We start from the raw sequence: 14,795 nt of genomic DNA on the forward strand, positions 1-14,795 counted from the left end.
CGGATAGCTTCACGCTTAGCTATTCAAATAGAAAAGCAACACTTAAATGGCAAGCTTATGAGCTTGGATCTTCAAACCTGTATAGACGACAAGAAGATTATTCAATAGTACAGGTCCTAAATGGCAATGAAACAACGCTCGATAGTGCGCCCCCTCTCACTGGTACTCGAGTGGTGAATTTAACTGCTGATGGAAATTACTCACTTTGTTTTAAGGCTGAGGGTATACAAGGCACTTATAGGGTTGACCGACGTGCACCTTTGGGGGCAAAACAGGAGTGCCGCGAGGTAGCAGTTACTTCTACACCTACTACCTTAAGTTATCCAAGTGCAGATTATGACGGTTCTTATATCGTCAGTTGGTCCTCACGGCCTGGCGCTAGCCATTATGAACTCGAGCGTAGAATAAATGGAGGTTCTTGGAGCCGAATTTATAATTCTTCAGGAACCAGTTTCAGTGAAAGTGGACGATCCTTGGGTAGTTATCAGTATCGAGTGCGGGCCTGTACGCCCAATATGTGCAGCGATTTTAAAACGGGTCCCGTAGCCGCTGTTGGAACGCCGCCTGTTCCCTCCTCTTTCAGTGTGCCAAGTTATGTATCATCCAGCAGTGTAAATTTAAGCTGGGGGTCTAGTAATGGTGCAACCAGCTATGAGGTACAGCAGCGCAGGGATAATGGTAGCTGGTCTGATGATATTCACTCAGGCTCTGCTGCAACCAGCAGGTCCGTCTCCTCTTTGGTGCATGGCAGTATCTATCGCTTTAGGGTTCGCTCTTGTGCCACCCTCTGTTCTTCGTATCGAGAAAGTGGTGACCTACAGGTTTATTTTCGTCCAGGCGTACCAGATCCCAAATTAAATACGAACACCAGTCTAGACGGTAAATATACGCTGAGCTGGGAAGCCAAAGCGCATGCCACTAGTTATCAGGCTGTAGATGGTAATGACTCTACTGTTTACAGTGGTTCTGATCTGAGCAAGAGTTTTACGGACATTAGCAATGGTACCTACAGCTACAAGGTGCGCGCTTGTAATGTTAAAGGCACCTGCTCCAACTACTCTCCACCGGTCAGCGTTATAGTGGATCGTGTTGTTGGTATACCGGTGCTGTCTGCAGCGCCCACTAGCAGCTGGGATGGCAAAGTAAAACTAAGCTGGACAGAAATTGATAAAGGCGGTCTCACCGTTGAATATCAAGTGGTGGATAGTGCCAATAAGCAGCTTTACCGCGGTACTGCGCGCAGCTACCAGCTGAGCAATTTGCAGGATGGCCGCCACTGCTACCGGGTACGCGCACTGACTTCAGCAGATCAGTCCAATTACTCGCCAGAAGCCTGTGCCACCGTAGATTTGCTACAGCCACCAGCAGCGCCGAGCTATATCACTTTGCCTTCTTCTACCGGTGAAGCTTATACCGTGAGCTGGCCATCAGTTGCCGAAACTGATAGTTATCTGCTGCAGCAACGTATTAATAATGGCAGCTGGCAGGCTGTGTATAACGGCTCTGGCAATACCTATAAATACAATGCTTCTTCATTGGTATTCGGTACCCACGATTATCGTGTACAAGCGGTCAACAAGGCGGGCTCCTCCGACTTCAGTGATATCTTCACGGTCACCATGGAGCTGGATCCCACAGTACAGATCCGTAAGCAGCTGTACTACAACGAAGCCGATCAGGTGCCTGCGGCCCAGGAAAATCCTGCTCAGGGTATTTTCTCCCGGGATAGAGCGGCCTTCCGCTACCTGGATCTGATGTATATCGTTGATACCAACACCAATACGGTGATTAACCCTTATGCCAGTGGTGAAGCCACGGTTGAATTTTCCAGCCTGTACGACACTGCCGAGCGCAACCGCGCTACAGATGTGGAAGCGTTTATTTTCGAGCAGCTGACCCACCACCCCGACAATGAAAACCTGCAGCGTTTCACGCTGGATGTTTACTACGATCGCGCGGTAGCGGAAATGATCCTGGCTAATGAAGCCCTGGATAATGCCCGTATTAGCCGTTTGCGTAACGAAGCGGTGACTGTCGAAGTTGGCCATATAGAAACTGCACACCAGTTGTTGAAAGACGCCCTGGAGCAGTACAGCTCCCTGCTGACTTATGCACCGGAGTTTTTAGCGCAGTGGGGTCCTTCCCGTGGTCAAATCAGTCCCCGTTACTATGATCCCAACGATCTGGCACAAAAAGATGTAACCCCGGCAGAATTACTGTTCACTGGTTACAAAGATGTCACCATGCTCTATCAGCTGATGAGCAAATTGGCTTCTACCAAAGTGCAGCAAGCGCGTTTGGCCGTTGTAGCTGGTCAGACCAATACCACCTTGTTGGCGCAAATGGTTGACGAGATGGACACGCTGCGCAGCGAGCTGATTGCCAAAGAGGCATCGTTGCGTGCGATCTTCCTGAATGTCGACTTCACCCAGGTGCAGGGTTTCTCTGGCCTGCCCGAAGCTATATCCGAATGGAATACCCATATCAGCGATTTGGAAAACTCCGTGAGCTGGCTCACTGGAGAAACCAATATTCTGGGTCTGCCCCAGGATGCTGTGTTGCTTGTACAAGGCTACGGTATTGATGGCAACACCGTGTTTGACTCCTTCGATGCACTGAGAGACTTCCTTGGTAACGAAAGCAGTGGCCCTATTGCCACAGCGCAAAACAGTTTGGTAGCTGCGAAAACCAGCTATGAGAACTATCGTCACAGCGCTGACAAGCTCGCTACGGAATATACCGATCGCCACCAGCAACTGGGCAACTGGTTGTACAGCTTGCTGGGCCTGGAATTCCCGAGCAATTGTTTTAACCAAGACTGCATCATTATTGAAGAGTCTGCACAGCAAGGTAGTGAAATTGCGCTACAGGCGAATAACATCGAGCTCGCGGAAATTGCGCTGAGTAACAACCTGCAGCGTATGGAAAACCTGCTGAGTGCGATTGAAATCGAAATTGAGCGACGTGCAGAGGAAGAGGGTATCGTCGATGGCATGTCGAAGATCATCCTGGATTATGGCTCCAAGCAGGAATCCATTTCGAAGCAGATCACCAAGATTCGTAAAGAGGCGGAGAAATCAAGGAAGAGAGATGGCTTCCTTAAAGTCGTGGGTGGTGCTGTAAAAGCATACTTTTCTCAAGGGAAGGATACTGCTTTATTGGAGCAAGGTATCAGCCAAGTGGTTTCCAGCCATATCAACCTCAGAAGTATTAAAGAGATTGGTAAGCTGGAAGCGCTGAGTATTCGCCTGGCGGCGGAAGAACGTGCCAAGCTTAATGACAGTTCTAACAAATTATTAGAAGTCGAAAGCAGGGCGCGGATACGTACCATGTGGCTGGAAGCGAATACTATCGCACTAGATATTGCCCAGGCAGAAGCGACCGTAGAGCAGGAAGTCGAGCGTCTGATCGGTATGCTTAATCAGGCACAGCGGGTTATGAACCAGATGTTCACCACCAACGCCAACTTGGCCGATCGCTATTTTGCCGACCCGATTCACGCCAGTCGCCTGACCACAGAGATGCTGCGTGCGGAACGTCACTTTGAAGAAGCACAGAAATGGTTGTTCTATACCGCCAGTGCGCTGGAGTACAAGTGGCAGGAATCTTTTATTGGGCCGGTTAGTGGTTCTAGAAAAGAAGCTATTTTCCAGTTGCGTAATACTGAGGAGCTGAGAGATTTCTTCAGTGAGATGGCATCTTTTGATCAGTTGCGTAACTTAAATGGCACCCAGCAAGCGATAGACACCTTCTCGCTAAAGGATGATGTATTCGGTTATGTGGATGATATCAATGGTATTCCACAAACCTATGCACATCCAGATCCTGATCAACAAGGCGGTCCAGAATTGAACCCGCAGCAAGCTTTCCAGGAAAAGCTACGTTTATTGTCGCGCTCTTTCGGCACCGATATCTGGTTGACTGTGGAATTTAGTACAGTGAAGGAATTGCCGCGTAGTAATTTCTTCCTGGGTCCGGTTATTGCGGATAATGGTGATCTGTCTTGTCTTGCCGCGGGTGGGTCCTACCTGGATAAAATTGAGACCATTGGACTCAATATTCCTCTGTTGTACAACGTCAGTGGTGAAACAGAAACACCGGCTTACTTAACCTATGGCGGTACCAGCTTTGTGCGCAGTAAAACGCCGGGTACTTTGGTGGAGACGGCAGATGGTGTAGGTATCAAGGACGAGTTGATTACTTATAGCGCACGTTTCTGGGATACCGTTGATGGAGCTAGCCTGGCTTTCCGTAATAGCTATCGTGTGCCTATGGCTGCAAATCTGGATATGTTTAATAGTGGAGCAGGCTCCAGCTCTACTGTTACTAGTGTCTTTAAGGAGCGTAGTGTTGCTGCTACTGGCTGGCGCTTGTCCATCAAATTGGCAGACCGCTTTGGTTCGCTAGTAGATCTTGATGCTATTAAGGATGTTGAGTTGATCTTCAATCATCGTTTCAAATCAAGAAATATTGATACCTGCGGTGGTGGTAATGGTGGTGGCCCTCTGCTATTGCTGCGAGAGCCGGTGAGATAGTAATTTCATTAACAACGCCATTCTAAAGCTGGCATATTTATTTGGTAGTCCGACGGGTTTTAACCGTCGGACTGCTACTCTAGGGCTATCATTTTTTGCCTAAAAAGTGGGGGATTGGAGCATTAAATTTGTCCCTATGTTTTAAAAATGGCAATGTAACCGGTTACATTTTTTGGGCCACGCTTCTGTGTGGTATAGCTAGGTCTAAAAATATTGGAGGGTATTACTTTCTTTTTGTTAGCAATTTACTCAATATTTTTTCTTATCTACTCCTGATAGTGGTGAATAAATATGTTTCATATTGGTTTGGCCAATATGAAATGCTAGCTATTTGGAATTAGCAGAGGTGAGCTATTGGGTATGCTTGAAAGTTGCAGGGGTTAAGGGAATAAAGTGTTTATAGAGCATAAATATGATTAGTTATTTAAAGTTAATGAGTCCGGTGCTGGCAGTTGGACTTGCATCATTTAGCTTTTTACCGCAAAGCGCACAAGCTGGATGTACAATAGATGGTGAACATTCAATAGGAGGGCCTAGAGGGCAGGTTGTTAAGGACTGTTGGGTAAAATTACCATCTAGCTTCACTCTCAGCTATTCAAACCGCAAGGCTACTTTAGCTTGGAAGGAGTATACACCCGCGAGTGGAGAAGCTAGACACGAACATTATTCTCTTATTCAAAGTCTTAATGGAAATGAATCTACTTTAGATCATAACCCGCCTATAACGGGGTCTCGTGTTGTTAATTTGACAGCTGACGGTGTTTATTCCTTTTGCTATAAAGCTGAAGGCGCAACGGGTTTGGTTGGAAATGGATGGGTGGGGCATCCAATGACCAGAGAGACCTGCCGTGAAGTAACCGTTACCTCTACGCCTTCTGTTATAAATTATGCGACTTTTGATAGTGATGGCTCATATTCAATTAGCTGGTCAACAAGTTCTTGGGCTAGTCGCTATGAACTCGAGCGCAGCATAAACGGAGGTTCCTGGAGCCGAATTTATAATTCTTCGGGGACCAGCTTTAATGAAAGTGGTAAATCTAACGGTAATTACCAGTATCGTGTACGGGCCTGTACAGCTGATATGTGCAGTGGTTATAAAACGGGTGGAACCCTGAAGGTAGAGAAGACACCGCCAACACCATCTTCTATCTCTGTTCCCAGCTATACCTCTTCCAGCAGTGCAAACCTCAGCTGGTCTGCCAGTAGTACAGCTACGCGCTATGAGTTGCAGCAGCGTAGAGATAATGGTAGCTGGTCTGGTATTTATTCAGGCTCCTCTACCAGTAAAACGGTCTCCTCTCTGGTACATGGCAGTACCTATCAATACAGAGTGCGCGCCTGTAATTCTACTTGCTCTGGTTATCGGGAAAGCGGAGATCAGGAGGTCTATTTCCGCCCAGGTGTACCGTCACCAAAATTAAATACGGGCACCAGCCTCGATGGTAAATATACTGTCAGCTGGAATGCCATGGCGCATGCCACCAATTACCAGGTTGTAGATGGTAATGGCTCTTCCGTTTATAACGGTCCTGGCCTGAGCAAGAGTTTCACCGGCATTAGCAATGGTACCTACAGCTATAAGGTGCGTGCTTGTAATGTTAAAGGCACCTGCTCCAACTACTCTTCACCGGTCAGCGTTATAGTGGATCGTGTTGTTGGTATACCGGTGCTGTCAGCAGCACCCACTAGCAGCTGGGATGGCAAAGTAAATTTAAGCTGGACAGAAATTGATAAAGGCGGTCTCACCGTTGAATATCAAGTGGTGGATAGTGCCAATAAGCAGCTTTACCGCGGTACTGCGCGCAGCTACCAGCTGAGCAATTTGCAGGATGGTCGCCACTGCTACCGGGTACGCGCACTGACTTCAGCAGATCAGTCCAATTACTCGCCAGAAGCCTGTGCCACCGTAGATTTGCTACAGCCACCAGCAGCGCCGAGCTATATCACTTTGCCTTCTTCTACCGGTGAAGCTTATACCGTGAGCTGGCCATCAGTTGCCGAAACTGATAGTTATCTGCTGCAGCAACGTATTAATAATGGCAGCTGGCAGGCTGTGTATAACGGCTCTGGCAATACCTATAAATACAATGCTTCTTCATTGGTATTCGGTACCCACGATTATCGTGTACAAGCGGTCAATAAGGCGGGCTCCTCCGACTTCAGTGATATCTTCACGGTCACCATGGAGCTGGATCCCACAGTACAGATCCGTAAGCAGCTGTACTACAACGAAGCCGATCAGGTGCCTGCGGCCCAGGAAAATCCTGCTCAGGGTATTTTCTCCCGGGATAGAGCGGCCTTCCGCTACCTGGATCTGATGTATATCGTTGATACCAACACCAATACGGTGATTAACCCTTATGCCAGTGGTGAAGCCACGGTTGAATTTTCCAGCCTGTACGACACTGCCGAGCGCAACCGCGCTACAGATGTGGAAGCGTTTATTTTCGAGCAGCTGACCCACCACCCCGACAATGAAAACCTGCAGCGTTTCACGCTGGATGTTTACTACGATCGCGCGGTAGCGGAAATGATCCTGGCTAATGAAGCCCTGGATAATGCCCGTATTAGCCGTTTGCGTAACGAAGCGGTGACTGTCGAAGTTGGCCATATAGAAACTGCACACCAGTTGTTGAAAGACGCCCTGGAGCAGTACAGCTCCCTGCTGACTTATGCACCGGAGTTTTTAGCGCAGTGGGGTCCTTCCCGTGGTCAAATCAGTCCCCGTTACTATGATCCCAACGATCTGGCACAAAAAGATGTAACCCCGGCAGAATTACTGTTCACTGGTTACAAAGATGTCACCATGCTCTATCAGCTGATGAGCAAATTGGCTTCTACCAAAGTGCAGCAAGCGCGTTTGGCCGTTGTAGCTGGTCAGACCAATACCACCTTGTTGGCGCAAATGGTTGACGAGATGGACACGCTGCGCAGCGAGCTGATTGCCAAAGAGGCATCGTTGCGTGCGATCTTCCTGAATGTCGACTTCACCCAGGTGCAGGGTTTCTCTGGCCTGCCCGAAGCTATATCCGAATGGAATACCCATATCAGCGATTTGGAAAACTCCGTGAGCTGGCTCACTGGAGAAACCAATATTCTGGGTCTGCCCCAGGATGCTGTGTTGCTTGTACAAGGCTACGGTATTGATGGCAATACCGTGTTTGACTCCTTCGATGCACTGAGAGACTTCCTTGGTAACGAAAGCAGTGGCCCTATTGCCACAGCGCAAAACAGTTTGGTAGCTGCGAAAACCAGCTATGAGAACTATCGTCACAGCGCTGACAAGCTCGCTACGGAATATACCGATCGCCACCAGCAACTGGGCAACTGGTTGTACAGCTTGCTGGGCCTGGAATTCCCGAGCAATTGTTTTAACCAAGACTGCATCATTATTGAAGAGTCTGCGCAGCAAGGTAGTGAAATTGCGCTACAGGCGAATAACATCGAGCTCGCGGAAATTGCGCTGAGTAACAACCTGCAGCGTATGGAAAACCTGCTGAGTGCGATTGAAATCGAAATTGAGCGACGTGCAGAGGAAGAGGGTATCGTCGATGGCATGTCGAAGATCATCCTGGATTATGGCTCCAAGCAGGAATCCATTTCGAAGCAAATCGCCAAGGTTCGTAAAGAGGAGGCAAAATCCAGGCAGCGTCATGGTTATCTAAAAGCAGTGGCTGGTACGGTGCTTGCTATCTATACGGGTAATACAGCTTTGCTTCAGGAGGGGGTGAACTATGTTACAGAAGCTCACCGCAATATTAGAAGTATCAAAGATATTGGTAAGTTGGAGGCTATGAGCATTCGTCTGGCGGCGGAAGAGCGTGCCAAACTGAATGACAGCACCAATAAACTTCTGGATGTGGAAAGCCACGCGCGGGTACGCACCATGTGGCTGGAGGTAAATACTATTGCCCTGGATATTGCTCAAGCGGAAGCGACAGTTGAGCAAGAAATGGAGCGATTGGTTGGCATGTTAAGCCAAGCTCAGCGGGTTATGAACCAGATGTTCACCACCAACGCCAACTTGGCCGATCGTTATTTTGCCGACCCGATTCACGCCAGTCGCCTGACCACAGAGATGCTGCGTGCGGAACGTCACTTTGAGGAAGCGCAGAAATGGTTGTTCTATACCGCCAGTGCGCTGGAATACAAGTGGCAGGAATCTTTTATTGGGCCGGTTAGTGGTTCTAGAAAAGAAGCTATTTTCCAGTTGCGCAGTACTGAGGAGCTGAGGGATTTCTTCAGTGAGATGGTATCTTTTGATCAGCTACACAATCTAGGGAGCATAGAGCAGGCAACCGATACTTTCTCTTTGAAGGATGATGTATTTGGCTATGTGGATCATATTAATGGTATTTCACAAACCTATACGCACCCAGACCCTGATCAGCAAGGTGGACAGGAGTTGAGTCCGCAGGATGCTTTCCAGGAGAAATTACGTTTACTCTCACGCTCTTTCGGTACTGATGTCTGGTTAACTGTAGAGTTTAGTTCTGTGAAAGAGTTACCTCGTAGTAACTTCTTCCTGGGGCCGGTTATTGCAGATAACGGTGATCTGTCTTGTCTGGCCACAGGTGGTAATTATCTGGATAAAATTGAGACTATCGGGCTCAATATCCCCTTGTTGTACAACGTCAGTGGTGAAACAGAAACACCTGCATTCCTAACTTATGGTGGTACCAGCTTCCTGCGCAGTAAAACGCCGGGCACTCTGGTGGAGACGGCAGATGGTGTAGGCATCAAAGACGAATTGATTACTCATACTACTCGCTTTTGGGATGCTGTAGAGGGAACTGGCTTGGCGTTCCGTAATAGCTATCGTGTATCTATGGCTGCAAATCTGGATATGTTTAACAGTGGTATGGGGTCCAGCTCTACAGTCACCAGTGCATTTAAAGAGCGCAGTGTTGCCACCACGGGCTGGCGCTTGTCCATTAAATTGGCAGACCGCTTTGGTTCGCTGGTGGATCTTGATGCGGTTAAAGATATTGAATTGATCTTCAATCATCGTTTCAAGTCAAGAAACATTGATACCTGCGGCGGTGATAATGGCGGTCCGCTACTATTGTTGCGTGAGCCCATAGCGCATTAATTCTATCAGTTCATTAGTGAGATCCCTGCTCTAAGGTGGGGATCTCACTTTTTACCGTAATTTATTTTTAAGATCTAAGGTAGATAATATAACCGCAAGTAGGCTCTGCTAGTCCCATCTGCTGGGTATTTAAGGTTATCTTTGATTTTTAAATAAATATGCTGGGTGTGCCAAGGCTTGAAATATACAAATTATAAAACTTAAATTACCAGTCTGGTGGTGTATGAAATGTGGAGCTATAGCCTAGAGAAATTTTTTGCTTGAGTTAGGGGTTTGATAAGTTTAGTACTATATCTTAAGAAAATATTCTAAATATTTTTAAGGTTTTAAAATGTCAATTAAGATTAGAAGATTAATATGATGAAAACTTTGCTGTCTTCAGCTACGCTGACTAAAACTGCTATTGCAATAGTAGTTTTGTCCGGTTTTTCGGGGAGGGCCTCGGCAGCTTGCGAGGTCGAGCCGCCGGAGCCAGGTACAACTCCTTTTGAGTTCTGTACTGTTGATTTGCCTGAATACTTTAATCTCAGTTATTCAAATCAAAAAGTAACTTTGAGTTGGAAACAATACTCTCTTGGATTTAGAGAAGTAAGGAGGGAGAGTAACTCAATTAAGCAAACAAAAAATGGAGTTACTACAGTCCTTGATAGTAATCCTGCAGCAACAGGTTCTCGAGTTGTCAGCTTAACAACGGGCGTTAATTATAATTTTTGTTACGAAGCATTTGGGCCTACAGGTGCGTTGACAACAACAAAATTAGCGAAATCAGAACGAAAGTCGATATGTCACTCAGCAGCAGTTACTGCTACGCCTGGGTCCATAAATTATCCGACCTTAGATAGTGATGGCTCATACTCGATTAGCTGGTCCTCTAGTGCCGCTGCTAGTCGTTATGAACTCTATCGTAGAGTAAATGGAGGTTCCTGGAGCCGAGTTTATAACTCCTCGGGAACCAGCTTTAATGAAACTGGTAAATCCAATGGTGATTACCAGTATCGTGTACGGGCCTGTACTATTAGTATGTGCAGTGGTTATAAAACCGGTGGAACCCTGAAGGTAGAGAAGACACCGCCAACACCATCTTCTATCTCTGTTCCCAGCTATACCTCTTCCAGCAGTGCAAACCTCAGCTGGTCTGCCAGTAGTACAGCTACGCGCTATGAGTTGCAGCAGCGTAGAGATAATGGTAGCTGGTCTGGTATTTATTCAGGCTCCTCTACCAGTAAAACGGTCTCCTCTCTGGTACATGGCAGTACCTATCAATACAGAGTGCGCGCCTGTAATTCTACTTGCTCTGGTTATCGGGAAAGCGGAGATCAGGAGGTCTATTTCCGCCCAGGTGTACCGTCACCAAAATTAAATACGGGCACCAGCCTCGATGGTAAATATACTGTCAGCTGGAATGCCATGGCGCATGCCACCAATTACCAGGTTGTAGATGGTAATGGCTCTTCCGTTTATAACGGTCCTGGCCTGAGCAAGAGTTTCACCGGCATTAGCAATGGTACCTACAGCTATAAGGTGCGTGCTTGTAATGTTAAAGGCACCTGCTCCAACTACTCTTCACCGGTCAGCGTTATAGTGGATCGTGTTGTTGGTATACCGGTGCTGTCAGCAGCACCCACTAGCAGCTGGGATGGCAAAGTAAATTTAAGCTGGACAGAAATTGATAAAGGCGGTCTCACCGTTGAATATCAAGTGGTGGATAGTGCCAATAAGCAGCTTTACCGCGGTACTGCGCGCAGCTACCAGCTGAGCAATTTGCAGGATGGTCGCCACTGCTACCGGGTACGCGCACTGACTTCAGCAGATCAGTCCAATTACTCGCCAGAAGCCTGTGCCACCGTAGATTTGCTACAGCCACCAGCAGCGCCGAGCTATATCACTTTGCCTTCTTCTACCGGTGAAGCTTATACCGTGAGCTGGCCATCAGTTGCCGAAACTGATAGTTATCTGCTGCAGCAACGTATTAATAATGGCAGCTGGCAGGCTGTGTATAACGGCTCTGGCAATACCTATAAATACAATGCTTCTTCATTGGTATTCGGTACCCACGATTATCGTGTACAAGCGGTCAATAAGGCGGGCTCCTCCGACTTCAGTGATATCTTCACGGTCACCATGGAGCTGGATCCCACAGTACAGATCCGTAAGCAGCTGTACTACAACGAAGCCGATCAGGTGCCTGCGGCCCAGGAAAATCCTGCTCAGGGTATTTTCTCCCGGGATAGAGCGGCCTTCCGCTACCTGGATCTGATGTATATCGTTGATACCAACACCAATACGGTGATTAACCCTTATGCCAGTGGTGAAGCCACGGTTGAATTTTCTAGCCTGTATGACACTGCCGAGCGCAACCGCGCTACAGATGTGGAAGCGTTTATTTTCGAGCAGCTGACCCACCACCCCGACAATGAAAACCTGCAGCGTTTCACGCTGGATGTTTACTACGATCGCGCGGTAGCGGAAATGATCCTGGCTAATGAAGCCCTGGATAATGCCCGTATTAGCCGTTTGCGTAACGAAGCGGTGACTGTCGAAGTTGGCCATATAGAAACTGCACACCAGTTGTTGAAAGACGCCCTGGAGCAGTACAGCTCCCTGCTGACTTATGCACCGGAGTTTTTAGCGCAGTGGGGTCCTTCCCGTGGTCAAATCAGTCCCCGTTACTATGATCCCAACGATCTGGCACAAAAAGATGTAACCCCGGCAGAATTACTGTTCACTGGTTACAAAGATGTCACCATGCTCTATCAGCTGATGAGCAAATTGGCTTCTACCAAAGTGCAGCAAGCGCGTTTGGCCGTTGTAGCTGGTCAGACCAATACCACCTTGTTGGCGCAAATGGTTGACGAGATGGACACGCTGCGCAGCGAGCTGATTGCCAAAGAGGCATCGTTGCGTGCGATCTTCCTGAATGTCGACTTCACCCAGGTGCAGGGTTTCTCTGGCCTGCCCGAAGCTATATCCGAATGGAATACCCATATCAGCGATTTGGAAAACTCCGTGAGCTGGCTCACTGGAGAAACCAATATTCTGGGTCTGCCCCAGGATGCTGTGTTGCTTGTACAAGGCTACGGTATTGATGGCAACACCGTGTTTGACTCCTTCGATGCACTGAGAGACTTCCTTGGTAACGAAAGCAGTGGCCCTATTGCCACAGCGCAAAACAGTTTGGTAGCTGCGAAAACCAGCTATGAGAACTATCGTCACAGCGCTGACAAGCTCGCTACGGAATATACCGATCGCCACCAGCAACTGGGCAACTGGTTGTACAGCTTGCTGGGCCTGGAATTCTCGAGCAATTGTTTTAACCAAGACTGCATCATTATTGAAGAGTCTGCACAGCAAGGTAGTGAAATTGCGCTACAGGCGAATAACATCGAGCTCGCGGAAATTGCGCTGAGTAACAACCTGCAGCGTATGGAAAACCTGCTGAGTGCGATTGAAATCGAAATTGAGCGACGTGCAGAGGAAGAGGGTATCGTCGATGGCATGTCGAAGATCATCCTGGATTATGGCTCCAAGCAGGAATCCATTTCGAAGCAAATCGCCAAGGTTCGTAAAGAGGAGGCAAAATCCAGGCAGCGTCATGGTTATCTAAAAGCAGTGGCTGGTACGGTGCTTGCTATCTATACGGGTAATACAGCTTTGCTTCAGGAGGGGGTGAACTATGTTACAGAAGCTCACCGCAATATTAGAAGTATCAAAGATATTGGTAAGTTGGAGGCTATGAGCATTCGTCTGGCGGCGGAAGAGCGTGCCAAACTGAATGACAGCACCAATAAACTTCTGGATGTGGAAAGCCACGCGCGGGTACGCACCATGTGGCTGGAGGTAAATACTATTGCCCTGGATATTGCTCAAGCGGAAGCGACAGTTGAGCAAGAAATGGAGCGATTGGTTGGCATGTTAAGCCAAGCTCAGCGGGTTATGAACCAGATGTTCACCACCAACGCCAACTTGGCCGATCGTTATTTTGCCGACCCGATTCACGCCAGTCGCCTGACCACAGAGATGCTGCGTGCGGAACGTCACTTTGAGGAAGCGCAGAAATGGTTGTTCTATACCGCCAGTGCGCTGGAATACAAGTGGCAGGAATCTTTTATTGGGCCGGTTAGTGGTTCTAGAAAAGAAGCTATTTTCCAGTTGCGCAGTACTGAGGAGCTGAGGGATTTCTTCAGTGAGATGGCATCTTTTGATCAGCTAGGTAACTTAAATGGCACCCAGCAGGCGACAGATATCTTCTCTTTGAAGGATGATGTTTTCGGTTATGTGGATGATATCAATGGTATCCCGCAAACTTATCCTCACCCAGATCCTGTCCAGCAAGGAGGAGTAGAACTTAGCCCGCAAGAAGCTTTCCAAGAGAAGCTGCGTTTATTATCGCGTTCTTTTGGCACTGATGTATGGCTAACTGCGGAATTTAGTACGGTGAAGGAATTGCCGCGCAGTAATTTCTTCCTGGGCCCTGTTATTGCAGACAATGGAGATCTGTCTTGTCTTGCAGCTGGTGGTAATTACCTGGATAAAATTGAGACAGTTGGCCTCAATATCCCATTGCTATACAACGTCAGCGGTGAAACTGAAACACCAGCTTATCTGACCTATGGTGGTACCAGCTTCTTGCGTAGCAAAACACCGGGTACCCTGGTGGAAACTGTGGATGGTGTAGGTATACAGGATGAGCTAATTACCCATAGCCCACGATTCTGGGATATCACGGAGAGGACCAATTTAGCTTTCCGTGATAGTTATCGTGTGTCTATGGCTGCGAATTTGGATCTGTTTAACAGTGGTGCTGGCTCCAGTTCTACGATTACCAGCGTCTTTAAAGAGCGTAGTGTCGCTGCTACTGGCTGGCGCTTGTCAATTAAATTGGCAGACCGATTTGGTTCGCTGGTAGATCTTGATGCGGTTAAAGATATTGAGTTGATCTTCAATCATCGGTTCAAATCAAGAAACGTTGATACCTGTGGCGGTGATAATGGTGGTGGCCCGCTGTTATTGCTGAAGCAACCAGTAACTCACTAGTTCTGTTAGTCTAATTTCTAAAAAATAGAGAACTTTCTTGGCAATCCAGTGGCATTGATGCTGCTGGATTGCTCATTTATTTATAGGAGGAGTGCTGAATTTCATCAGTATTTATTTATAAATAAAAAAAATTT

Annotated in this window: 3 protein-coding genes; all 3 read left to right on the forward strand. The window is 47.7% G+C overall.

The features are described 5' to 3' along the window. Nucleotides 1-173 precede the first annotated feature (173 nt). Nucleotides 174-4,535 carry a fibronectin type III domain-containing protein gene (locus ACJJIC_RS05655; protein ID WP_445359702.1) on the forward strand — a complete coding sequence of 1,454 codons (4,362 nt, stop codon included), beginning with the start codon at nucleotides 174-176 and terminating at the stop codon, nucleotides 4,533-4,535. Between the two features lie 829 nt (nucleotides 4,536-5,364). Next, a complete protein-coding gene (locus tag ACJJIC_RS05660) occupies nucleotides 5,365-9,627 on the forward strand; it encodes a fibronectin type III domain-containing protein (protein ID WP_445356582.1) in 4,263 nt (1,420 codons plus the stop codon). Between the two features lie 741 nt (nucleotides 9,628-10,368). Further along, nucleotides 10,369-14,661, forward strand: coding sequence for a fibronectin type III domain-containing protein (locus ACJJIC_RS05665; protein WP_445356583.1), 4,293 nt, complete (start codon nucleotides 10,369-10,371; stop codon nucleotides 14,659-14,661). Nucleotides 14,662-14,795: the final 134 nt, after the last annotated feature.

The organism is Microbulbifer mixtoriginis (SeqCode) (genome assembly GCF_052468275.1).